This is a genomic window from Pseudoalteromonas sp. SaAl2 (assembly GCF_052947895.1).
Map to the genome: position 1 here is coordinate 2,964,676 of NZ_CM129605.1, position 25,380 is coordinate 2,990,055.

The 25,380-nt window shown below is 40.9% G+C and carries 18 protein-coding genes and 1 pseudogene; 13 read left to right on the forward strand and 6 right to left on the reverse strand.

Annotated features, from left to right (window positions below; all coding sequences use genetic code 11):
• Positions 1 to 53: 53 nt before the first annotated feature.
• The 5 genes from ACU8V8_RS14010 to ftsY all read right to left on the reverse strand — a co-directional run bounded on the left by ACU8V8_RS14010 (position 54) and on the right by ftsY (position 7,157).
• Complete coding sequence (locus ACU8V8_RS14010; protein WP_446887912.1) at positions 54 to 1,925, reverse strand: methyl-accepting chemotaxis protein; 1,872 nt, start codon at positions 1,923 to 1,925, stop codon at positions 54 to 56.
• Positions 1,926 to 2,331: 406 nt separating this feature from the next.
• Positions 2,332 to 3,195, reverse strand: a complete 864-nt coding sequence (gene rpoH, locus ACU8V8_RS14015) for an RNA polymerase sigma factor RpoH (protein ID WP_290209493.1) — start codon at positions 3,193 to 3,195, stop codon at positions 2,332 to 2,334.
• Between the two features lie 224 nt (positions 3,196 to 3,419).
• Positions 3,420 to 4,406 carry a permease-like cell division protein FtsX gene (ftsX, locus tag ACU8V8_RS14020; protein ID WP_446887913.1) on the reverse strand — a complete coding sequence of 329 codons (987 nt, stop codon included), beginning with the start codon at positions 4,404 to 4,406 and terminating at the stop codon, positions 3,420 to 3,422.
• Positions 4,403 to 5,080 carry a cell division ATP-binding protein FtsE gene (gene ftsE / locus ACU8V8_RS14025; RefSeq protein WP_421961944.1) on the reverse strand — a complete coding sequence of 226 codons (678 nt, stop codon included), beginning with the start codon at positions 5,078 to 5,080 and terminating at the stop codon, positions 4,403 to 4,405. Before ftsE ends, ftsX begins: the two co-directional genes overlap by 4 nt.
• Before the next feature lie 58 nt (positions 5,081 to 5,138).
• On the reverse strand, positions 5,139 to 7,157 hold the full coding sequence (gene ftsY / locus ACU8V8_RS14030; RefSeq protein WP_446889647.1) for a signal recognition particle-docking protein FtsY: 2,019 nt from the start codon (positions 7,155 to 7,157) through the stop codon (positions 5,139 to 5,141).
• A 198-nt stretch (positions 7,158 to 7,355) separates the two neighbouring features.
• Here ftsY and rsmD point away from each other — a divergent pair, with 198 nt between their 5' ends.
• The 13 genes from rsmD to ACU8V8_RS14095 all read left to right on the forward strand — a co-directional run bounded on the left by rsmD (position 7,356) and on the right by ACU8V8_RS14095 (position 22,824).
• Entirely contained in the window at positions 7,356 to 7,955 is a 600-nt protein-coding gene (rsmD, locus tag ACU8V8_RS14035; protein ID WP_446887914.1) for a 16S rRNA (guanine(966)-N(2))-methyltransferase RsmD, read from the forward strand.
• Positions 7,956 to 8,118: 163 nt separating this feature from the next.
• A complete protein-coding gene (gene rpsU, locus ACU8V8_RS14040) occupies positions 8,119 to 8,334 on the forward strand; it encodes a 30S ribosomal protein S21 (protein WP_002957797.1) in 216 nt (71 codons plus the stop codon).
• 20 nt (positions 8,335 to 8,354) lie between these two features.
• The gene (locus ACU8V8_RS14045; protein ID WP_087533082.1) at positions 8,355 to 8,801 is read left to right on the forward strand and encodes a GatB/YqeY domain-containing protein; all 447 of its coding nucleotides are present in this window, start codon (positions 8,355 to 8,357) and stop codon (positions 8,799 to 8,801) included.
• A gap of 163 nt (positions 8,802 to 8,964) precedes the next feature.
• Entirely contained in the window at positions 8,965 to 10,719 is a 1,755-nt protein-coding gene (dnaG, locus tag ACU8V8_RS14050) for a DNA primase (RefSeq protein WP_446887915.1), read from the forward strand.
• A 126-nt stretch (positions 10,720 to 10,845) separates the two neighbouring features.
• The gene (rpoD, locus tag ACU8V8_RS14055) at positions 10,846 to 12,693 is read left to right on the forward strand and encodes an RNA polymerase sigma factor RpoD (protein WP_446887916.1); all 1,848 of its coding nucleotides are present in this window, start codon (positions 10,846 to 10,848) and stop codon (positions 12,691 to 12,693) included.
• 66 nt (positions 12,694 to 12,759) lie between these two features.
• Positions 12,760 to 13,644 (forward strand): 50S ribosomal protein L11 methyltransferase, encoded by an 885-nt coding sequence (gene prmA / locus ACU8V8_RS14060; protein ID WP_446887917.1) that lies wholly within the window; start codon positions 12,760 to 12,762, stop codon positions 13,642 to 13,644.
• A 279-nt stretch (positions 13,645 to 13,923) separates the two neighbouring features.
• The gene (gene dusB / locus ACU8V8_RS14065; protein WP_446889648.1) at positions 13,924 to 14,895 is read left to right on the forward strand and encodes a tRNA dihydrouridine synthase DusB; all 972 of its coding nucleotides are present in this window, start codon (positions 13,924 to 13,926) and stop codon (positions 14,893 to 14,895) included.
• 20 nt (positions 14,896 to 14,915) lie between these two features.
• On the forward strand, positions 14,916 to 15,206 hold the full coding sequence (fis, locus tag ACU8V8_RS14070) for a DNA-binding transcriptional regulator Fis (protein ID WP_002957804.1): 291 nt from the start codon (positions 14,916 to 14,918) through the stop codon (positions 15,204 to 15,206).
• A 305-nt stretch (positions 15,207 to 15,511) separates the two neighbouring features.
• Positions 15,512 to 17,098 (forward strand): bifunctional phosphoribosylaminoimidazolecarboxamide formyltransferase/IMP cyclohydrolase, encoded by a 1,587-nt coding sequence (purH, locus tag ACU8V8_RS14075; protein ID WP_446887918.1) that lies wholly within the window; start codon positions 15,512 to 15,514, stop codon positions 17,096 to 17,098.
• A 108-nt stretch (positions 17,099 to 17,206) separates the two neighbouring features.
• Positions 17,207 to 18,025, forward strand: coding sequence for a class I SAM-dependent methyltransferase (locus ACU8V8_RS14080; RefSeq protein ID WP_446887919.1), 819 nt, complete (start codon positions 17,207 to 17,209; stop codon positions 18,023 to 18,025).
• A gap of 14 nt (positions 18,026 to 18,039) precedes the next feature.
• A complete protein-coding gene (gene purD, locus ACU8V8_RS14085) occupies positions 18,040 to 19,323 on the forward strand; it encodes a phosphoribosylamine--glycine ligase (RefSeq protein ID WP_446887920.1) in 1,284 nt (427 codons plus the stop codon).
• Between the two features lie 99 nt (positions 19,324 to 19,422).
• Positions 19,423 to 21,936, forward strand: a complete 2,514-nt coding sequence (locus ACU8V8_RS14090; RefSeq protein WP_446887921.1) for an EAL domain-containing protein — start codon at positions 19,423 to 19,425, stop codon at positions 21,934 to 21,936.
• A 78-nt stretch (positions 21,937 to 22,014) separates the two neighbouring features.
• Positions 22,015 to 22,824: a DUF2797 domain-containing protein gene (locus tag ACU8V8_RS14095; protein ID WP_446887922.1), complete on the forward strand. Its 810-nt coding sequence runs from the start codon at positions 22,015 to 22,017 to the stop codon at positions 22,822 to 22,824.
• Here ACU8V8_RS14095 and ACU8V8_RS14100 read toward each other — a convergent pair.
• A pseudogene (locus tag ACU8V8_RS14100) lies at positions 22,796 to 25,314 on the reverse strand (EAL domain-containing protein). The gene ACU8V8_RS14095 and the pseudogene ACU8V8_RS14100 sit on opposite strands and share 29 nt — an antisense overlap.
• Between the last annotated feature and the right edge of the window lie 66 nt (positions 25,315 to 25,380).

The following is a 25,380-nucleotide window of genomic DNA, read 5'->3' on the forward strand; positions in this document are numbered from 1 at the left end:
ACATACTTAAAGGTTTTCTAACTTGATACTTACCCTTAAAAAAACATGCTGTTTTACAGGATGAAAGTGGCGACTTTTTCATTCAGGTTGGCGGCACGATCTTTAAGTATTTTAGCTTGGCTTAAATGATCCGTTGCTGATGAGGTGATTTCATCCGTCACATCTTTTATCGCGACTGTATTTCTAGTTATTTCATTAGTTACCTGAGTTTGCTCTTCTGCAGCAACGGCAATTTGCCCTGCCATATCTGAAATCTCATTCACTGCTTGAGTTATTTCATCAAGTGCCTTTGCCGCTGCATTAACATCATCAACACTATTGCTTGCTAACCCCTTGCTACTCCCCATTAAGCTTACCGCTTGTTTTGTGGTATTTTGCAAAGTTTCAATTGTTGTATAAATCTCAGCGGTTGAATTTTGAGTGCGATGTGATAGTACCCGCACTTCATCTGCGACAACAGCAAAACCACGCCCTTGTTCTCCAGCACGTGCCGCTTCTATAGCTGCATTCAACGCTAATAAATTAGTTTGTTCAGCAATTTCCTGAATCGTGGTAAGAATACTTGAGATTGCTTGTGCATGCTGACTTAGCTCACCAATAACCACTGTGGTTTCATCTATTTCAGATGCTAATGAGTTAATTGTAGTTCTGGTTTTATCAACCAAGCTTTTACCCTCAATACTGCTTTGCGCAGACTGCTGTGACGCTGTAGCGGTATTTTCAGCATTTGCTGCTATTTCATGTGTGGCACTGGACATTTCGGTAACAGCTGTAGCGACCATAGTGACTTCTTGCTGCTGACGCTCTAATTCCTCTACGCTAGAATGATTTGTTAGCAGGCTTTTCTCTGCATCTAAATCCAAATCAATGGCTAGCTGACGAATATGGCTAATTAATTGATGCTGGCTACTGACAAATGAATTAAAACTATCCGCTAATACTCCGACTTCATCTTGACTATCAACACGGATACGTTGAGTTAAGTCTCCATTCCCCTCTGCAATACGTGATAATGCTTGCGATACACGGCTTAGAGGCCCTAATAATAACGTTAGTAACCAGGATATAGATAATACACTAACTATTAATGCGATAGTCGCGAGTCCTAATTGAGTGACCATTAAGCGCACCAGCGGTGCTTCTAATGTTTGTTTATCAAGAACAAAAATAAGTTGCCAATCAGTATTAGAAATTTTTTCACTCCATAATAGCTTTTCGCGATTTTCAGTTTCAAAATATACTGGCGTTAATTGACCCGCTTGGTTACTCGATTCAATTAGCCTATTGTTTAACTTACTCTCAATATTGGTTATCTTTCCCATCAGTTTACTCGCATCTTTATAAGCAATGACAGTTCCATCATCATGTATCATGATGGCATGGCCATTAGCTGGTAAAGACATATTGCTAACACTATCGACAATACTAGCAATTGATACGTCACCGCCAACGACCCCATTGCGAGCTGGTTGAGCAATACTCACCACGAGTAAATTAAAAGCTACATCTAAATAAGGCTTAGTAATAATACCTTGTCGAGCTTGTTGTGCTTGTTGATACCAAGGACGAGCCCTCGGATCGTAGCCGGTACGATCAATGCGCGGATCTGAATCCACCATCACCCCGTCACGATCACCATAATAAGTTAACTGAAAATCGCCTGATGCTTGTGCTTGTTGTAAAGCATTAAGCGTATCACCGTCAACTTTATTGGCTACCGAAGCGATAACTCGTTGGCGATCCGCCAGCCATGCTTCGATACGCTCTGCTTGCTGTTTACCTGTTTGCCTTACACTATCAACGCTACTTTGTAGCAACAACGCTTTTTGGGTGGAATAGCTATACCATGATAAAAGTCCAACAACAATTACAAGGGCAAGGACAACGGATAATAATATTTTTTTCTTTAGTGAATATGAGTTCATATTGAGTGCTAATACTGATTTTAATTAAATAGAAACGGAGATAAATACAGCTTGGGGTTAGCTTAATTTAGAGTATGAATTGAGGACAATCTCAACCTTGTTTTATTTTCGCATACAAGCTTAAAAAAACAAATTAAAATCAAAACATTAGGAGCGATTTAAAAACAAGTAATATGGATAAAATGTAAAACTTAAATTAAAAATCTACCGACTGTAAATAAATAACTTAGTATAAAAACGGTATGTATATTTTTATTTAAAATGCTGTTTTGCTCACCTTCTGTAAAAGGGCTTGATGGGATTTTTCTCGTGCTTATGACTTATCGATTAAAACTTGTAGCTTCCCTTAAACAAAAAGCCCCGCATTTTCATGCGGGGCTTTCAAATTATATACGGTGACTAAGCGTTAGCTCATTGCTGCTTGTAGCTTTTTCATCGCTGTTTTTTCAAGCTGACGAACACGCTCTGCTGAAACGCTGTACTTTGCAGCTAGCTCTTGTAGCGTGGCTTTTTCATCAGATAACCAACGTGCGCTTACAATATCTTGCGAACGTTCGTCGAGTGTTTTTAATGCGCTAAACAAACGTGTGTGAGATTGCTCTTGCCACTGCTGTTGTTCAACTTCTTCAGCTAAATCGTTACTACCGTCAGTTAAGTACTGTACTGGTGAGTAAGTGCTGCTTGGTGCGTCGTCATTATCGTCGCCCGTTAAGTCAAAGCCCATGTCTTGGCCGCTCATGCGCGATTCCATTTCACGTACTTCTTTTTCACTTACACCTAGCTCGCTTGCTACAGTTGCAACCTCAGCTTGGTTAAACCAGCCTAAACGCTTTTTATTTTTACGTAAGTTAAAAAACAACTTACGCTGTGCTTTAGTGGTCGCAACTTTAACGATACGCCAGTTCTTAAGCACGAATTCGTGAATTTCTGCTTTTATCCAGTGTACTGCAAATGAAACCAAACGTACGCCCACTGATGGGTCAAAACGTTTTACAGCTTTCATCAGACCGATGTTACCTTCTTGGATCAAATCAGCTTGTGGTAGGCCATAACCTGAATAACCTTTAGCGATATGCGCCACGAAGCGTAAATGAGACATGATGAGTTGCTTTGCAGCATTAAGATCGCCGTCTTCCTGTAAGCGGGTCGCTAACTCTTTTTCTTGCTCAGCCTCTAGCATAGGTATTGTACTTACCGCTTGTAGGTAACCATCAATACTTGCGCTTTGCTGTCCAACTGTGAGTGCCATTGCGTATATATCTTTACTCATTTTTCACCTCGGTGATAAACATTTGAAACCATCTTAGCACTCTTTAACCGAGAGTGCTAACTTCAATTTAAATCTTTTTTTCGATTGAAGCAAGTGGTTTTTTTGATGTTTTTTATTGTACTTTAAACGTCTGAATATGCGATGAATTCTAGCTTTATGACGAGTTGATAAAAACAATAGGGGTTACTATTACCAACTCGCTAATTGATGATACACACCAATTGTTACACTTTATCGGGTTCGATTTCTTTAATATAACGATTAACGGATAGGTAGGAACCAACAAACCCTAAAGTGGTTGCTAATAACACTAAAGAGCCAAATTCAGCCAAGCTTAAACCTATTAAATCAAAGCTAGTTTGGTACACCCCAGCAACCTCAGTGACCGCGGAGCCTAACCACCACATCATTAGTGCAACGCAAATAAACGCAAACAAACCACCGATAATACCATACCAAATACCCGTCCATAAAAATGGCGCATGTATAAAGGTATTGGTCGCCCCCACCAGTTTCATTACTTGTATCTCTTCTTTTTTATCCATAATAGATAAACGAATAGTATTACCGATAATTAAAGTAACAGAAGTCAGTAGCAATAAAGCAATAGTGATCACACTTTCTTTGAGTAAGCTCAATAATGCATTTAGTCTTTCTAGCCAAGCTATATCTAGTTTACCAAAGTCGACTTCTCGCTCTTTTTCAAGTTTAACAAGTAAGGCTTGAGCTGTTTCTGGTTGGCGGTAACGCGAAGTAGGCGTAACTATCACAACATCAGGCAAAGGGTTGGCGTCTAAATATTCCAGCGCCTGACCAAAACCCGAGACCTCTTTAAACTCAACTAAGGCATCTTGCTTGGAAATAAACGCCACATTATCAACTTCGGGGTATAAAGCCAGCCGCTTCACTAGGGTTTGCGTTTCTTGTTCATTCATTGATTCTTTAACGAATAACGAGATCTCTGCCGCCTCCTCAAAACCACTGCTCACTTGTTGCACGTTTTTAACCACTAAATAAAGTGTTGCGGGTAACGTTAAGCTCAATCCCAAAACGGCAATAGTCATTAAAGATGCGATTGGTGTCCGCCACATTTCACCTAAGCTATGAACACCCTGACGAAAGATATTCAATACAAAAAAGTAGCCAGTAGCTATGAAAGATTTTTTTGCGCGCTCATTTTGGCTTTGTCGCCCTTTAAATAACAAGCTCATAGTGTTGCCTCTGCCAATGGGTCTTGACTCATGCGGCCATCTTTTAAGGTAAGGCTACGATAACGCATCCGTGAGATAAGCCCTAAATCATGAGTAGCAATTAAGACTGTGGTCCCGTGTTTATTAAAGTCTTCAAATAAACGCAGTATATCCATAGATAATTCAGGGTCTAAGTTACCGGTAGGCTCATCGGCAAGTAATAACGGCGGTGAATTCACAATGGCGCGGGCAATACCTACACGCTGCTGCTCACCACCAGAAAGAGTGGATGGGTGACATTTAACTTTATCTAGTAAGCCAACTTTATCCAGCGCGCCGTGTACTCGCTTTTCGATTTGTTTATGGTGCGTGCCTTCAATAACCAGCGGCAAAGCAACGTTATCAAAAATAGTATGACGTTCTAACAAACGGTGATTTTGAAAAATAATGCCAATATCACGACGAACATAAGGGATCTGCCTTGATTTTACAGCACTTAAGTCAACGCCATTGATCAACACCTGTCCAGCGGATGGGCGTTCCATTAAGCTAATTAATTTAAGTAAGGTACTTTTACCAGCACCACTGTGACCGGTTAAAAAAGCCAGTTCACCTGGTTTTACATGAAAGCTCACTTTTTCCAGTGCTCGGTGGCCACCGGGGTATGTTTTACTGACTTGCTGAAAATTTATCATTCTTATCCCTCAGCTAAAAAAGGCTTAAACCAGTTTAGTTTAAGCCCCTTTTTTAAATTTATGCTTCGTCCTCGTCTTGGCTAAACAGCGCATCGATAAAGTCGTTACTATTGAATGCTCTTAAATCATCAATGCTTTCACCCACACCAATATAACGGATTGGAATATTAAACTTATCAGCGACGGCGAAGATCACGCCACCTTTAGCTGTGCCATCTAACTTAGAAAGTGTAATCCCCGTTAAACCAACACACTGATTAAATAGATTTACTTGGCTAATTGCATTTTGACCCGTGCCTGCATCAATAGTTAACATTACTTCGTGAGGGGCATCTGGGTCTATTTTTTTCATTACACGGGCTATTTTTTCAAGCTCCTGCATTAAATTATCTTTATTTTGCAAGCGCCCTGCTGTATCAGCGATTAACACATCAACATTACGTGCTTTCGCCGCTTGAAAAGCGTCAAATACCACAGATGCACTATCCGCACCCGTATGCTGCGCAATCACGGGGATTTCATTACGCTCACCCCATACTTGCAACTGCTCAACTGCCGCAGCACGGAAGGTATCACCTGCTGCAAGCATCACTGATTTACCTTCATTTTGAAATTGCTTAGCAAGCTTACCGATTGTAGTGGTTTTACCGACGCCATTAACGCCCACCATTAAAATAACAAATGGCTTTTTGTCACTCGGGATTTCTAATGGCTGCTCTGCTGTTTTAAGCATAGTTGCCATTTCTTGCTTCATCAGCTCGTAAAGTGCATCACCGTCTTTTAGCTGCTTTCGATCTGCTGCATCCGTTAAACTGTCGATTAACTTCATAGTTGTATCGACACCTAAATCAGCGGTTAGCAATTGTGTTTCTAACTCTTCAAACAGATCATCGTCAATCTTTTTGCCACTAAAAATTGACGCAAAACCAGATCCTATATTTAGCTTTGTTTTGAGTAAGCCTTTTTTAAGTCGAGAGAAAAAGCCTTCTTTCTTAGGCTTTTCAGCTTTTTTGGTTTCATCGTTGGCAAGCTCTGCAGTCAAGCGCTCTTGTTCTAGGCGTTCTGCCTCAGCTTCTGCGGCAATACGTTCTTGCTCTAGGCGCTCTGTCTCAGCTTCTGCTGCAATGCGTTCTTGTTCTGCACGCTCAGCCTCAGCTTGCTCTGCTGCAATGCGTTCTTGCTCTACACGTTCAGCCTCTGCTTGCTCTGCAGCAATACGTTCTTGCTCTAGGCGCTCTGTCTCAGCTTCTGCTGCAATGCGTTCTTGCTCTAAACGCTCAGCCTCTGCTTTCTCTGCAGCGATGCGTTCTTGCTCTACACGTTCAGCCTCTACCTTCTCTGCAGCAATACGTTCTTGCACTAAACGCTCAGCCTCTGCTTTCTCTGCAGCAATACGTTCTTGCTCTAAACGCTCAGCCTCTGCTTTCTCTGCAGCGATGCGTTCTTGCTCTACACGCTCGGCCTTTTCAGTCGCAATGCGTTGTTGCTCTAATTCAGCATCATGTTGCGCTTGCTCTGCTGCTTTGCGTTCAAGTTCCAAACGCATTGCTTCTTCTTGCTGTGCTAAACGATCTGCTTGCTCACGACGCAGTTGTTCAGCCTGCTCTGCTGCAAGTAGCTGTTCATGCGCTTTTTCTGCTGCAATGCGCTCTTGTTCTGCACGTTCAGCTTCTGCTTTTTCTGCAGCAATGCGCTCTTGCTCTACACGTTCAGCTTCTGCTTTTTCTGCAGCAATACGCTCTTGCTCTACACGTTCTGCTTCTGCTCTTTCTGCAGCAATACGCTCTTGTTCTATGCGTTCAGCTTCTGCTCTTTCTGCAGCAATACGCTCTTGTTCTATGCGTTCAGCTTCTGCTCTTTCTGCAGCAATAAGCTCTTGCTCTATACGTTCAGCTTCTACTTTTTCTGCAGCAATACGCTCTTGCTCTACACGTTCTGCTTCTGCTTTTTCTGCAGCAATGCGCTCTTGCTCTGCTAATTGCTTTTGGTTATCAGCCTCTGCTGCCTGCTCTGTTTGTTGTTTATTTTCTGATTTGCCAAAACCTAGCCAAGACAGGAATTTACTTTTTTTTGCCATAGTTGCTAAAAACCACTTATAAAAATCTGATAAACTAATGCAAATAGTTTTATCTGAACCCGCTTTTAAAGCCATTGATAAAACTATTGTCCAAGATGCTTATGGTAACACTTTTAGCGCAGTTGAAAAATGACGCGCTACGATATCAGTACAATATTATCTGAGCCGCGTAACAGATACCATTTATTAGTGAGTTAAATGAGAAAAAAATCACCACAAAAACAGCCAAATAACAAATCAAATGATGGTTTTATTCGAATCATCAGCGGGCAGTTTCGCAATCGTAAGTTACCTGTTAAAGATGTACAAGGATTGCGTCCAACGACCGATCGTATAAAAGAAACTGTTTTTAATTGGTTAATGCAAGATACCCGAGATGCTAAAGTACTCGATTGCTTTGCAGGTTCCGGCGGGCTGGGCTTTGAAGCGCTCTCTCGGTTTGCTCACAGCGCCACGTTTTTAGAAATGGACAATTCAGCCAGTGCGCAATTAAAAACAAACGCGCAAACGCTTAATTTGAATAATGCCGACATTTATTGCACCGATAGTTTGCGTTATTTAGCTCAAAACACCAACGAACAACAATTTGATTTAGTTTTTGTTGACCCGCCTTTTCGCCAAAACTTAGCTAAACCATGCTGTGATTTACTGATAAAAAATAACTGGTTAAGTGAAAATGCGTTGATTTATGTCGAAGTTGAAAGTGAACTTAACAATTTAGATCTTCCTAGCAATTGGCTGTTATTAAAAGAAAAAGTCGCAGGGCAAGTACTTTGTCGTCTGTATCAATTTCAGTAAAATTAGCAACATAGCGATATTTTTCGTTTACTATTAGAACAGACAATATTTATCCTTTACATGTGGTGTGGCTTCGGATTACAATACCGCACCATTTTTGAACCACTTGATCATTGTTTGATCAACTTGAGCAACGCTCATTATTTAGGTAGGTGAATTTTTAATGCCAGTAATTAAAGTAAGAGAGAACGAACCGTTTGACGTAGCACTTCGTCGCTTCAAGCGTTCATGTGAAAAAGCAGGTATCCTTTCAGAAGTTCGTCGTCGCGAGCACTATGAAAAGCCAACAGCTGAGCGTAAGCGTAAAAAAGCTGCAGCGGTTAAGCGTCACATGAAGAAGCTTTCTCGCGATAACGCACGTCGCGTTAAATTATACTAATAGTATTAGGTCTTGTATAAATGAGCCTTTTAATAAAGCTAAAAGATGCACAAAAAGATGCGATGCGAGCGAAAGACAAAACACGTCTTAACCCTATTCGTATGGTACTTGCTGCAATCAAGCAGCGTGAGATTGACGAGCAAATAACACTTGATGATGACGGTATTACCGCGGTCTTAGTGAAGCTTGTTAAACAACGCCGCGATTCTTACACTCAGTATAAAGATGCTGGGCGTGATGATTTAGCTGAAGTTGAAGCCAGTGAAATTAAAGCGCTTGAAGAGTTTTTACCTCAACAATTGAGTGAAGACGAAATCATTGCTCTCATTGATGCGGCTATTGCTGACACTAACGCAGCTGGTATGCAAGACATGGGTAAAGTAATGGGTATAATCAAAAGCAAAGCTGAAGGTCGCGCCGATTTAGGTAAGATCTCCGGTTTAATTAAGCAACGATTAACAGCCTAATACGCCCACATACATAAAGTATGATTGAAGCAAACCGAGCCACGTGCTCGGTTTCTTCGTTTTTAGCTTTAATAAAAATAACGTTTGTGTTCAAATCTAAATTTGTAGAACGAAAGCTAATTCGTTCACCTTTTTCTATTCATTTCAGGACTACACTTTAATAATGGCCGGAAAGATACCACGAAATTTTATTGACGATTTACTCGCCAGAACAGATATTGTCGAGCTCATTGACTCTAAAGTTGGTCTTAAAAAAGCCGGTAAAGATTACCAAGCGTGTTGCCCTTTCCATAACGAAAAGTCTCCTTCGTTTACTGTTTCACAAGATAAACAGTTTTATCATTGCTTTGGTTGTGGCGCTAACGGTAACGCAATCTCCTTTGTAATGGAATACGATAAACTTGAGTTTGTTGATGCAATTGAAGAACTTGCCAGCTTATTAAACCTCGACGTACCACGCGAACAAGGTAACACCAGCTCTGGCCCACAAAGAACTGCTGAACAAAAACGTTCTGATTACGATTTAATGTTGCATGCCGCCCGCTTTTATCAGCATCAATTAAAGCACCATGCAAATTCTGCTGATGTCATTGAATATGTCAAAGGCCGTGGCTTAAGTGGCGAAACCGTTAAAAAGTTTATGATTGGCTATGCCCCAAGTGAATGGGAGGCCTTGTGCCAACAACTAGGACGTAATAAAGAACAAAAAGAGCAGCTAGTAGAACTAAAACTCGCTTCAGAGAAAACTCCTGGCAGACAGTTTGATTTTTTCCGCGACCGCTTAATGTTTCCTATTCGTGATAAACGAGGCCGTGTAATCGCCTTTGGTGGTCGTGTAATGCAAGCTGACCAAGGACCCAAATATTTAAACTCCCCTGAAACCCGTATTTTCCACAAAGGGTTTGAACTTTATGGACTTTACGAGGCAAAGCAAGCACATAAAAAGCTTGAGCATATTCTTATTGTTGAAGGCTATATGGATGTGGTCGCGCTCAGTGAGCAAGATATAGAGTACGCAGTAGCGGCTCTAGGCACGGCGACGACAGCTGAACACATGCATACTTTATTTAGAACCACAGACAAAGTAATATGTTGTTACGATGGTGACCGCGCAGGTCGCGATGCAGCTTGGCGTGCACTTGAAAATGCACTGCCCTATTTGAGTGATGGTAAAGCACTGCAATTTGTATTTTTGCCTGATGGCGAAGACCCTGATTCGCTCGTGCAACAAGAAGGCAAAGACGCGTTTGAGCAACGCTTAGTTCAAGCGGATAACTTTACTCAAGTATTGTTTAATAAGCTAAGCCAAGAAATTGATTTAACAACTGATGCAGGTAAAGCAAAGTTACTTAGTGCGGTACTACCTCTGATTGAAAAAATCCCTAGTGAGTTTTATCAAGAAAACTTACTAGAGCAACTTGGTCGCCTTATTGGGCGTACAAAAGAGCAGCTAAATAGCCGTTTAAAAACACCGAAACAACAGCATGCTATTGAGCGTAAGTTTAAAATAACGCCGATGCGTCGTGCTATTGGTTTATTGGTACAACACCCTAATTTAGCGAACGCAGTACCTTATTTGCCTGACTTAGCACAAATGAATATTGCAGGTATCGCTCTGTTGATTAAATTACAGCACTACGCGTTACAAAAAGGCACAACTACTACCGCCCAACTACTTGAGGCGTTTAGAGAAAGCCCAGAATATGAAGCACTTATAAAACTTGCAACTTGGCGCCATGAAATAAATGACGACCGGTTAGAGGATGAATTTAAAAATACTTTTAAATTTATTGAAGATCAGTGTTTAAATTATCGACTCGAGACCCTATTAATAAAGGACAAGACCCAAGGGTTAAATAGCGATGAAAGACTTGAGTGTCATTTATTAACTCAAGCGCTAAAAGGCACTAACAGCTAGCCAAAATTGATTTTTGTTGCTATACTGTGCTATTCACTGCGTCAAATTATACTTAGCTTGGCTTATATGAATTAAGCGAGCTGGCGCCTGTTGTATCAACTTATCAGAGTGGAAGAAACAATCTCTATGGATCCAACTCCTCAGTCACAATTAAAACTTCTGATTCAAAAAGGTAAAGAGCAAGGTTATTTAACTTTTGCAGAAGTTAATGATCACCTTCCACAAGATATTATCGATTCAGATCAAGTAGAAGATATCATTAGCATGATCAATGATATGGGTATAAAGGTTAGCGAAAACGCACCTGATGCCGATGAATTGATGATGCAAGAAACCACGACAGATGAAGACGCAGCAGAAGCCGCAGCCGCTGCGCTTGCTACTGTAGACAAAGAAATCGGCCGTACTACGGATCCGGTTCGTATGTATATGCGAGAAATGGGCACAGTTGAACTACTGACCCGTGAAGGCGAAATTGTCATCGCTAAGCGTATTGAAGAAGGCATCAACCAAGTACAGATCTCGGTTGCTGAGTACCCTGAAGCAATTACTTATCTTCTTGAACAGTGGGATAAATTTGAAGCAGAAGAAATGCGCTTAAGCGACATTATCTCTGGTTTCTTTGATCCTAACGAAGATGAAGCTCAAATTTCTGCAACGCACATTGGTTCTGAATTAAGTGAAAAAGAACTTGATGAAGAAGATGAAGATGAAGATGATGCAGATAGTGACGATGATGATGAAGAAGAAGTAGATACCGGCCCAGATCCTGAAGAAGCCCGTATACACTTTGAAAACCTTCGTGATCTTTATAACAAAGCGCGCGACACTTTTGATAAAAAAGGTCGTTCACACCCAGATTCTCAAGCCGCTATTTTTGAGATCGGTGAGTTATTCAGAACATTTAAATTAGTACCAAAACAGTTTGATCGCATGGTTAATAACATGCGTGAAATGATGGACAGAGTACGTGTACAAGAACGTCTCATCATGAAACAAGCGGTACAATTTGCAAAATTACCAAAGAAAACCTTTGTTAAGCATTTTGCAAATAACGAAACAGATGCATCGTGGCTCGATTTAGAAATTGCCGCTAACGAAAAGCATTCAGCTAAACTTGAAGAAGTTAAGCCAGAAATAATTCGTTGCATTAATAAACTATGTGTTATTGAAGAGAGCACAGGTTTAAGCATTGAGCGTATTAAAGACATCAACCGTCGTATGAGTATCGGTGAGGCAAAAGCCCGTCGCGCGAAAAAAGAAATGGTTGAAGCTAACTTACGTCTTGTTATCTCAATTGCGAAAAAATACACCAACCGTGGTTTACAATTCTTGGACTTAATCCAAGAAGGTAACATTGGTCTAATGAAAGCAGTTGATAAGTTTGAATATCGCCGTGGTTATAAGTTTTCAACTTATGCTACGTGGTGGATCCGTCAGGCAATCACTCGCTCTATCGCTGACCAAGCACGTACAATCCGTATTCCGGTACATATGATTGAAACGATTAATAAATTGAATCGTATTTCACGTCAAATGCTACAAGAAATGGGTCGTGAGCCAAACCCTGAAGAATTAGCAGAACGCATGATGATGCCTGAGGATAAAATCCGTAAGGTACTTAAGATTGCAAAAGAGCCAATTTCGATGGAAACACCAATCGGTGATGATGAAGATTCGCACTTAGGTGACTTTATCGAAGATACCACCATTGATTCGCCAATTGACTCGGCAACAATGGAATCTCTTCGTGGTGCTACCAACGATGTACTTGCAGGCCTAACAGCCCGTGAAGCTAAAGTATTACGTATGCGTTTTGGTATCGATATGAATACCGACCATACTTTAGAAGAAGTAGGTAAGCAGTTTGACGTAACACGTGAGCGTATTCGTCAAATCGAAGCGAAGGCACTGCGTAAACTACGCCACCCTTCTCGCTCTGATTTACTTAAGAGCTTCTTAGACGCTAAATAATTAGCAGCTAACAAACATAATCAAAAGGCCGCCGTAGCGGCCTTTTTCTATTTCAAGGAAACTATCATGGCTTGGATCCAAATCCGTATCAATGCTAACGCAGCAACCGCTGATGCAGTCAGTGACTTATTAATGGAAGCTGGTAGCGCATCAGTTACCTTTATTGATGCTAAAGATACGCCTATCTATGAGCCTAAAATTGGCACCGTCGAGTTTTGGGCTGATACAACGGTTATTGGCCTGTTCGAAGCGAATCACGATATGAACGCGGTAATTGAGCTTTTAAAGCGCCATGACGAGATAAAAGACTCGTTAGTTTATAAAGTAGAACAACTAGAAGATAAAGATTGGGAGCGTGAATGGATGGATAACTTCCATCCGATTCAATTTGGCAAAAAACTATGGATTTGTCCGAGCTGGCGCGATATTCCAGACCCTGATGCTGTTAATGTGCTCCTTGATCCGGGCCTTGCGTTTGGTACTGGCACTCATGCTACTACCGCATTGTGTTTAAAATGGCTTGAAAGCCAAGACTTAACAGGCAAAACCGTAGTCGACTTTGGTTGTGGCTCAGGTATTTTAGGCATTGCAGCCATCAAATTAGGTGCCGAGCGTATGATAGGCATCGATATCGATCCACAAGCACTTGAGGCAAGTTTAGATAACGCACAGCGCAATGGTGTAGCCGACAAATTGGAAGTTTACCTACCTGAAAATCAGCCTGAATTTACAGCTGATATAGTAGTAGCAAACATTTTAGCCGCACCACTTCGTGAATTACACAGCGTGATTTTAGGCTTGTTAAAACCAGGCGGTAAAATTGCTATGTCAGGTATTTTACAGGAACAAGCGCAGTCAGTTGCTGATGTTTATGCGCCGTTTATTGCCCTTGATGAAATTGCTGTTGAAGGTGAATGGACACGAGTAAGCGGTGAAAAAAACGCCAACTAATCGTATTACCTTAGTTTAAGCATTAACTCTAAATACGTTTGTAAAGCCTGTAGTTAACAGGCTTTACCTATTATTCACACATTCATTTACCGTGTAAATTATTACCAGTAAATTTGTTTTGTATAAATATCAAACAAATCAACCCGCCCGTCAAACTGTTATCAAAAGTCAATACGAAAAAGGCAAAAAAAAAGTCACTTTTGTTCAATTTATAGCCTTTGATTTTTAGTGAAAACACCGTAAACTTAGCGCCCCTTGAAAAGAGGCCTATTGAATACAGTGCGTATCGGTTCATACCAACTTGAGAACAATGTAATTGTCGCGCCAATGGCAGGCATTACAGACAGACCATTTAGACAGCTTTGCCGACGCTTAGGTGCGGGGCTGGCCGTGTCTGAAATGCTATCGTCGAATCCTAAAGTATGGAAAACCGAAAAATCGATGAACCGTATGGATCACAGCGGTGAATCAGGAATACGCGCGGTGCAGATCGCAGGAGCTGATCCTGAGCTGATGGCTCAGGCCGCACAATTCAATGTCAGCAATGGTGCACAAATCATAGATATAAATATGGGGTGCCCAGCTAAGAAAGTGAACAAGAAACTTGCAGGCTCAGCGTTATTGCAGTTTCCTGAGTTAGTCGAAGAGATTATTGATGCAGTAGTTAATGCTGTTGATGTACCTGTGACACTAAAAATCCGAACTGGATGGGATCAGGACAACCGCAACGGTGTAGAGATTGCGAGAATAGCTGAACGTTATGGTATTGCTTCATTAGCCGTACATGGGCGTACTCGCGCATGTATGTATAAAGGTGAAGCAGAATACGCCACAATTAAGGATATTAAACGTTCAGTGTCGATACCTGTGGTTGCTAATGGTGATATTACCTCACCTGAAAAAGCAAAACAGGTTTTAGACTATACGGGTGCAGATGCCATTATGATTGGTCGAGCCGCCCAAGGTCGCCCTTGGATATTTAGGGAGATAGACCACTATTTGCGAACCGGAGAACATTTACCTACACCTCCAATTGAGGAAGTACGTGGTATTTTGATGGAACACTTAGTGAACCTTCATGCGTTTTACGGGGAACCAATGGGAGCGCGCATTGCTCGCAAACATGTATCTTGGTATTTGCAAACCCATGACAGTGACGGTCAGTTTAGGCGAGTATTTAATGCTCTCGATAATCCACAGGCACAAATCGAGACATTAGAGCAATACTTTAAAACACTAGCAGCTAACTAAGAAAGAAAGAGATATAAACAATGTTCGAACAAAACGTGACTTCTCCATTTATCACTAACCCTCATGTTCAGTCGCACGAGAAACCGCAGCCATTACGCGATGCAGTGAAAAAAGCTGTTCATCACTATTTAAAACAGCTTAACGGTCAAGATGTGCAAGACGTTTACGACCTTGTTCTTTCAGAGCTAGAAGCACCATTACTTGAAGAAGTAATGACTTATACACGTGGTAACCAAACACGTGCTGCAATCTTACTAGGTATCAACCGTGGTACTTTACGTAAGAAGCTTAAGAAATACGGCATGAACTAATACCAGCTATATTGAAACCGTAATCATTCTAACGAGTTAAATAAGCCCTTAACTGCGTTAAAAATTTTTTATGTAGAATAACTACACAGCAAAATTTTTGCCTTGTTATTGACTTATTTCTCTGTCGTTATAATTGCTTACTAATCCAATACAGCTGGTATAAAGTATTTTGAGTAAAAAGCACCTTCGGGTGCTTTTTTTATATCTTTAAAAATCCTCACTCTTTAAATATCGTTTTTTAAGCGATATTCAGTTAAAATAGCGCCTTTCTAAGCTAGCTCAAACACTGAGGTAATCAAACTACAATGGATACACATCGTCCAATTCGTCGCGCACTACTAAGTGTGTCAGATAAAACCGGTATCGTTGAATTTGCTCGTTCACTTGAAACACAAGGTGTCGAACTTTTATCAACTGGCGGTACTTGTAAATTACTTGCTGATAACGGCATTAAAGTCACTGAAGTATCTGACCACACAGGTCACCCTGAGATCATGGATGGTCGCGTAAAAACTCTTCATCCAAAAATTCATGGCGGCATTTTAGCGCGTCGTGGCCAAGATGAAGACGTAATGGCTGAGAATAATATCTCTGCTATCGATATTGTTGTAGTTAACTTATACCCCTTTGCGAATACAGTCGCTCAAGAAAACTGCAGCCTTGAAGATGCCATTGAAAATATTGATATCGGTGGCCCAACTATGGTGCGTGCCGCAGCTAAGAACCACAAAGACGTGACCATCGTAGTAAATGCAAAAGATTACGATCGCGTGATCAGCGAAATGCAAAGCAACAATGGCTCAACAACGTACAAGACACGTTTTGATTTAGCTATTGCCGCTTACGAGCATACTGCACAGTACGATGGCATGATTGCTAACTACTTCGGTAAAATGGTTGCTGACTACACTGATGAAGCGGCTGAGGAAACAAAGTTCCCACGTACAATCAATATGCAGTTCACTAAAAAGCAAGATATGCGCTACGGTGAAAACTCACACCAAGACGCGGCTTTTTATGTTGAGAACGACGTACAAGAAGCGTCTGTTGCAACCGCCGTACAACTTCAAGGTAAAGCCTTATCGTTCAACAACATTGCAGACACTGACGCGGCTCTTGAATGTGTTAAAGAGTTTGACGTGCCAGCCTGTGTTATTGTTAAACATGCTAACCCTTGTGGCGTATCAATTGGTGAAAACATTCTTGAAGCCTATGACCGCGCGTTCAAAACAGATCCTACATCAGCATTTGGTGGCATCATTGCCTTTAACCAAGAACTTGATGCTGACACTGCGGAAGCGATTGTTGCACGTCAATTTGTTGAAGTAATCATCGCACCTAAAGTATCTGATGCAGCCGCTCAAATTGTTTCGGCTAAGCAAAATGTACGCTTGCTTGAGTGTGGTGAGTTCTCTGCTAAAGGCACAGGCCACGACATCAAACGCGTTAATGGCGGTGTGTTAATTCAAGACCGTGATTTAGGTATGGTAACGCAAGGCGACTTAAAAGTTGTCTCTAAGCGCCAGCCTACTGAGCAAGAACTTAAAGACTTATTATTCTGCTGGAAAGTCGCTAAATTTGTTAAATCAAACGCTATTGTATATGCCCGTGACGGCATGACAATCGGTGTAGGTGCAGGCCAAATGAGCCGCGTTTACTCAGCTAAAATTGCTGGTATTAAAGCTGCTGATGAAAACCTTGAAGTTAAGGGATCAGTAATGGCATCTGATGCATTCTTCCCATTCCGTGATGGTATTGATGCTGCTGCAGAGGCAGGTATTACTGCTGTAATTCAACCAGGTGGTTCAATGCGCGATGAAGAAGTTATCGCTGCTGCTGACGAAGCTGGCATGGCAATGGTGTTTACTGGTATGCGTCACTTCCGCCACTAATCACACAAAGAGCTAACTGCATCAGTTAGCTCTTTTTGTTTGCATCAAATTCACGTATTCTGCTTATTCTATAACCTCTCGTAAAATTATAATGTGAAGGAACAGACGATGAAATTTGCACTAAAAACGTTACTGGTTGCCACTTTAGCAGTCAGTGCTACTACCGCCGTTGCTCATAATCACGGCCATGATTCAGCATTAACACATGCAGTTAAAGCAACCGAACGTAACACTGAACGCGATCAATACCGCCACCCAGTACAAACACTGGAATTTTTTGGTTTTAAACCAAGCATGACAGTGGTTGAAATTGCCCCTGGCGGTGGCTGGTACAGTGACATTTTAGCACCAGCATTGAAAGATCACGGCACCTATTATGCTGCGCACTTCCCTGCAGATTCATCGGTTGGCTACTATCAACGTTCATTAGCAGGCTTTAAAAAGAAAGTCGCTGAGGATGAACGATTCAGTAAAGTAAAAATTACTGAGTTTGCCCCTTCAACACATTTAGATATTGCACCAGCTGGCAGTGCGGATATGGTTTTAACCTTTCGTAACGTTCATAACTGGTATATGAGCAAAGATAAAGAGGCGGCAGCTAACGCTTTCAAATCGTTTTACACTGCGCTCAAACCAGGCGGTACCTTAGGTGTAGTTGAACACCGCTTGCCAGAAGAGCGCGATGATGAAATGCAAAAATCATCAGGTTATATGAAGCAAAGTGTTGTAGTCGAACTTGCTAAAAAAGCAGGTTTTGAACTTGAAGCAAGCAGTGACATAAATGCAAATTCACTTGATACAGCCGATCACCCTAAAGGGGTATGGACACTGCCACCTAGCCTAAGACTTGGCGAGCAAGATGCTGCTAAGTATAAAGCCATTGGTGAAAGTGACCGCATGACGCTGAAATTTAAAAAACCGCTTTAAATAGGATATTCGCCATGAATGTATTAGTCATTGGCAGCGGCGGCCGCGAACACGCACTTGCGTTTAAAGCCGCTCAAAATACCAAAGTTACTACCGTTTTTGTTGCTCCGGGTAATGCAGGTACTGCACTTGAGCCAAAACTTGAAAACGTTACAATTAATGTTGAAGACTTAGATGGTCTACTTAATTTTGCAAAGCAAAACAATGTTGGCCTTACTATCGTAGGTCCTGAAGTGCCACTGGTACTAGGTGTGGTAGATAAGTTCCGTGAACACGGCTTAGCTATCTTTGGCCCAACAGCAGGTGCAGCACAACTAGAAGGCTCTAAGTCATTTACTAAAGACTTTTTAGCACGCCATAATATTCCAACTGCAGATTACCAAACCTTTGAACAAATTGAACCTGCCCTTGCCTATTTAAAAGAAAAAGGTGCACCGATTGTCATCAAAGCTGACGGTTTAGCTGCCGGTAAAGGCGTTATTGTTGCCATGGACGAGCGCGAAGCTGAAGCTGCTATCCGCGATATGCTAGCTGGTAACGCCTTTGGTGAAGCGGGAAGCCGCGTAGTAATCGAAGAATTTTTAGAAGGCGAAGAAGCGTCATTCATCGTGATGGTTGATGGTAAAAACGTACTCCCGTTTGCTACTAGCCAAGATCATAAACGTGCTTACAATGGCGATAAAGGTCCTAACACAGGCGGCATGGGGGCATACTCACCTGCGCCTGTTGTGACTGACGAAATCCACCAGCGTATTATGAATGAAGTGATCTATCCAACGGTAGAAGGTATGGCAAGTGAAGGTCATCCATACACAGGCTTTTTGTATGCAGGCCTGATGATCGACGCCGACGGTACACCTAAGGTTATTGAGTATAACTGTCGTTTTGGCGACCCAGAAACACAACCTATGATGCTACGCTTACAATCAGACTTAGTAGAATTGATTGAAGCTGCTAACCGTGTAGAACTTGATAAAACCACTATTGAATTCGACTCACGCGCTGCTGTAGGTGTGGTTTTAGCTGCTAAAGGCTACCCTGATAGCTACCCGAAAGGCGATACAATTAACGGCCTTAAAGTTAGCTACGCCGAAGGTGAAAAAGTATTTCACGCAGGTACTAAGCAAGACGGCGATAACGTAGTAACCGCAGGTGGTCGTGTGTTATGTGCCACGGCTCTTGGTAATACAGTGACGCAAGCACAGCAACGTGCTTATGAGCTTGTAGACGAAATCAGCTGGGAAGGTATGGAATATCGTACTGATATAGCTTATCGTGCTATCGCTCGTGAAAAATAATTAATTGGTATAACCAGTTAAAATTTAATAAAAAGCGCAGTTTATCTGCGCTTTTTAATGCTACACTCATTTCTAGGGACTGAAAAAGAACGTTAAAAATTGAAAAATAATTACTTACGCTATCATTTTATTGCCGTATTAATATTACTTGTGTTGTTTTATGTAATAGCAACGCTTGCAGGCCATTTAGCGACCCCTACAAAATACACCATTGACAAAACCACTCCAATTTACCTATCCCATAGTTACTTTATTGATGAAACAAAAAAACTACCAACTCATCAAATTATTGATAACCTAGATGATTTCACTGTGGGGTCATTTGCAGATATAAACTGGAACTTTACACCCCGTAATTATTGGTTGTTAGTAGAGCTGGAGAATCGAAGCCAACAGAATGAAAAAATTGTCGCTCATTTTGATAACCCCATGGTCGATCATTTAACGATTTATCACTTGGATAAAAGCAATCATATTATAACGACTACGCAACTTGGCGACTTAACCCCAGAGCTCACCCGTTTTGAGTACAGTGTACCGCATATACGCTTAACAGTTACCCCGCAAAGTAAACAGAAACTATTACTAAAAATTGATACAACCGGAATTAGTAAAACTCCCATTAATCTCTATGGCGAAACTGAGTTTCAAGATTTAACCCGTTCACAAACTGCAATTTGGGGGATTTTTGTCGGCGTATTGATCATGGCTGCACTGTATAACTTAGTGCTATTTTTTGGTATTAAGGATCGCGTTTACTTAATTTATATTGGTTACATTTTTAGCGCGATTATTTTAATGGGCTGCGTGCTTGGTTTTGGTTTTTACTTGTGGCCGATTAGTTGGCAACTGTTTTTTCAAAAATACATTATTGTTAGTAACTATGCGATCGCGATATTTACCCTCGCATTTTGTACCATGTTTTTACGCTACCATAAAGAGCAATGCTGGCGTTATAAACTCAGTGTTTACTTTATGGGGCTCATGTTTGTTTTAGGCTTAAGCTGTTTTATCATTCCTGAAAACATCGCTGCGCCGATATTTTTTACTATTTTAGCACTGCTTTATGTAATTTGTATCATCATGATTTATAACAAACTGCGCAGTGGATTTCGTTGGGCAAAGTTTTATGTTATTTCATGGATACCCTTGATTATAGGTGCAGCTATACAGCCACTTGAGTTAACGGGAGTATTACCGTATAGCTTTGCAATTCGCCATACTTTTTTAGCTGCTATATTGTGCGAAGTGGTGCTCATGGCCATGGCCTTGGCTGATAGAGTTCGCTATCAAAGAGAGCGAGCGCTTTATCATGCTACTCACACTCAGCAAACCAAACTTCTTAATAGTGCAATGTTAAAGCAAGCTTATATGGCACTTGAGCAGCAGCAAAGACAAAACACCCTGTGCCTAATTAAAATTCGTTATTTTCACTCACTAGATACCATTTTGACACCGACAAAAAGCAATGAATTAATCATCAAGGTAGCAAAATCATTAGAGCTACAGCTAGTTGGCGAACGTCAGTTTTACTTTTTAGATTCAACCTTAGATAGCAACTCTAAACTTGCCGACTTAGGCACGGGGGTATTTGCCTGTATTTCAACTAAAGCGCAATCCGCTGAAGAGCTATCTCTAAATTTAACAAAGATCATTAAAGGCTTACCAAAGAACTACCAAATACAAGGGTTAAACTTACAGCTAGAATACAGTGTCGGGATCAGTTTTCCCAATACTGCCAATAACTTTGAAGCAAGCCTACAACGTGGTTATGTGGCATTAAAACAAGCAAGAACCACGGTGAGTCGCATTAGTAACTCACAACAACAACCTAACCAAGCCATGGACATTGAGCTGGCAGCAAAACTACAAGAGGCGATAAGAGCCAATGAACTGGCATTATATCACCAACCTCAGACTGACCTAACCAACAACCAAGTAGTAGGTAGTGAAGTCCTGTTACGTTGGCCTTGTGCTGAGTATCAGCACATAAATATAGAGCAGCTTATTCAATTAGCCGAACGCACAGGACTTATTAACGAGCTCACCTTATGGGTATTGGACAAAGCCTGCCAAGACATTGCCCAGCTTAATAAGCAGGGTTACAGCGGGCACTGCGTTAGTGCTAATTTAAGCGCTAAAAACATAAGCATAGTGCAATTAGCTGAAAAAATTGAAAACACCTTATTGAAATATAATGCACCTGCAAAGCAACTCAAATTAGAACTCACGGAAACCGCATTAATTGGCGATCAACAACAAATGCAGACGCTCATAAAGCAATTAAATGAAATTGGCGTTACTGTGGTACTTGACGACTTTGGTACTGGTTATGCTTCTTTGACTTATTTACTGCATTATACCTTTGCTAATTTAAAAATTGATAAGTCATTTGTTATTGATCTAGAAGCAAATCCTACTAATAAGGTGGTCGTGAAAACAGCCATTGATATGGCCCATAACCTAGGCTTAAGTGTAACCGCTGAAGGGGTTGAAGATGAGCAAACTCACCGCTTATTAAAATCAATGGGCGCAGACTTTAGTCAAGGCTATTACTATTCTAAAGCGCTTTCTTTTGATAGTTACCTAGACTGGTTAAGTAAAAATAAATAAGGCAATTACAGTTAAAGTGCCACAACTTTACAGATTACTGATAAAATCCCCTTTTTAAACATCTTTAGGGGCGTAAAGATGCAAGGTACTATTAAGAAGTTAAAATCTTCTCTTACTCAACCAATCCAATATCACCTACCTGTAGGTGAAGAGCTGGTTGATTTGAATGCTTATATTGGTAAACAACTAACACTCACTTTTAGCGGCACAATTTTATGCTCAAATTGCGGTAAAAAAACCAAAAAAAGTTATTCTCAAGGACACTGCTTTGTCTGCATGCGTAAGCTAGCAAGCTGTGATATGTGCATAATGAAGCCTGAGACCTGTCACTACGACCAAGGCACATGCCGAGAGCCACAATGGGGTGAAGAAAACTGCATGATCCCACATTACGTATATTTGGCTAACACCTCAGGTCTAAAAGTAGGGATTACACGCCACACGCAAATTCCGACTCGCTGGATTGATCAAGGTGCAACTCAGGCATTACCAATATTTAAGGTACAAACTCGGTTACAATCTGGCTTAGTTGAAGTTGCATTAGCGCAGTTTATTGCCGATAAAACTAATTGGCGCAATATGCTCAAAGGGCAAAATGATGTGCTTGATCTAAAAGCCGCTGCTGCAGAATTAATACCGCAAATTGCAGACAAACTTAATGAGCTCGCTGAATTATTCGGTGCAACAGCAATTGAGCAACTTGATGAAGAAGTTGTGGATTTAGAGTTCCCAGTGAGTGCTTATCCGAGCAAAATAAGCTCATTCAATTTTGATAAAGACCCTGTAGTAAGTGGCATATTGCAAGGTATAAAAGGCCAGTATTTAATTTTTGATAATGGCGTAATCAATATCCGTAAGTTTACTTCTTATGAAGTGACTGTTGAGTAAACTGCGTATAAAAATCAACCCATTGCCGCTGCGCTAAAGGGCGGCAATAATGATATCCTTGTATTACATCACAGCCTAAACTCAACAAATATGCTTGTTGTGAAGCTTTCTCCACCCCTTCAGCAACAACTAATAAGTTTAAATTACTTGCTAGCGCAATAATGGCCGCCACAATCTCACTATTACCGTATTCATCGGGGACTTTCGCAATAAAGCTAGCATCTATCTTTAATGTATCAAAAGGTAACTTAGTTAAGTAACTTAAGGCCGAGTAACCAGTACCAAAATCATCTAAGGCAACATAGACCCCCAAAGACTTTATTTGCTGTAATTGCTTTTTAGCTTGAGGAAAGGAACCGATAAAACTGCTTTCTGTTAATTCTATCTCTAATAAACTACCTGGAAGTTGATAACGTTTGAGCATCTGATCAATATGCTGTACCAATTTCCCTTGACTTAAATGACACGCTGAAATATTAATTGCTAAACGCCCTGCATTAATACCTAGTGCTTGCCACGTTGCCAACTGTTTGCCTGCTTGTTCGATAACCCATAAATCTAACCGCACAATGAGACCTAACTCCTCGGCCAAAGGAATAAAATGCGCAGGTGAAATCATACCCAAGGTAGGGTCGTCCCAACGTAATAAAGCCTCAACGCCCTGAATGCAATTTGTTTTTAGGTTTAGCTTAGGCTGAAAGTACAACTCAAACTCATCATTATCAAGTGCATATTGAAAGCGGCTCATCATAGCTAAGCGCTCTAAAGATCGTGCATTCATTGATGGTTTAAATAGTTGGAACGAATTGCGTCCTTGCTCTTTAGAGCGATACATTGCAATATCAGCATGCTTTAGTAACGTTTCACTATCTTGGCCATCTTCAGGATAAATAGCGGCGCCAATTGAAGCTGTTACACCTACTTGTGCGCTATCGAGCAAAAATGGCGTATTGAGTTTATTCAGAATTATTTCTGCGACTTCACTAACATACTCAAAGCTATCCACATCAAACAATAGTACAAATTCATCACCACCTAAGCGTGCAAGCGTATCTCCTTCATTTAAAACACATTGAATACGTTTTGCAACGAGTTGTAATAAGCAATCACCAGCGCTATGGCCCAATGTGTCGTTTATTTCTTTGAAGCGGTCTAAGTCGATAAACATCACTGCTAACAGAGTACTATCACGGTGTGCTGTGGCGAGTGCCATTTGTAATCGATCGTTAAACAAGCGCCGATTGGGTAAGCCTGTAAGCTCGTCAAAATAAGCTAACTGAACTATTTTTTCTTCTGCATTTTTGCGCTCGGTGATATCGCTAAAAATGGCAGCATAAAGTACATCTGCATTATTTAGCTCTTTTATTTCAATAATAGTTAACCATTCAACATAAAGATCACCGCTTTTTTACGGTTACATATCTCCCCCTGCCAAACTCCCTTAGTAGTAATTTCATGCCACATATCAATATAAAATGGCTTATCATGACGCCCTGAGCTAAGAATATTAGGCCGCTTGCCAATGACATCAAACTCTTTATAGCCCGTTAACTGAGTAAAAGCAGGGTTAACTTGAATAATGATCCCTTCTTGCGAAGTGATCATGATGCCATCTAGAGAAGAATTTATAATTTTATTTGCTAGGTAAAGGTTACTCTGCGAATGTTGTAGTGCGGCATCTCGTTGCTCAAGCACTTTTTCAAGCTCGCAACAGTATGCACTTTCAATCTCATTGATTAAATGCTCTAAAGACAGCACCCCCAAAACGTTATTATTATCAACAACAACTAGGTGGCGTACATTATTACTAGACATCAACCGATAAGCATCAAATAAGCTCCCAGTAGAACTGATTTGATAGGTAGGTCTACAGGCAAAGTCCCAGCATATGCCACCATTTTGATGCTCAAGTATAAGGCTTAAAAGGTCACGCTGGGTAATAATACCGTGCTTTTGTAGCTGTTCATTAAAAACTAAAATCGCTTTATCATTACGTTCCCGCATTAGTTTAATAGCATCAGTAACCATCATCTGGCTCGAGACAATTAACACATCTTTATTATATTGATCGTTGATCGCTCTAAATTGTAAATAATGATCCAACCCTTGATTACGCACAATATCGCTTACGCTAATTACACCACATACAAGACCACTTTTGTCTGTCACCAGTAAGTGGCGTACACCATTTTGATGAAATACTAACGCTGCATCACTCAATAACCGTTGACTTGAAATACTCAATACAGGGCTCGACATCACACAACCAATTGTTAGCCCTTTAATCTGTTGATAAGTAAAATCAAGTTTCATGCAATCAGATTCAGTCCAGACACCTATAACCTCTTGCTGCTTTTCAATAAAAATAGCGCTAACATTATGTGCTCGCATTAGCTTTACAGCTTCTATAAGATGGGTTTCCTTAGAGCAGGCAATAACTTTGTTAGTAAATACATCACAGACTTTTTGATAGCGACTACTTTTAGGCATCTTCAAATTCTTTTGCACAATAGAACCTATGAGTATAAATTAAGCAACAGACTACTATTTGATTTA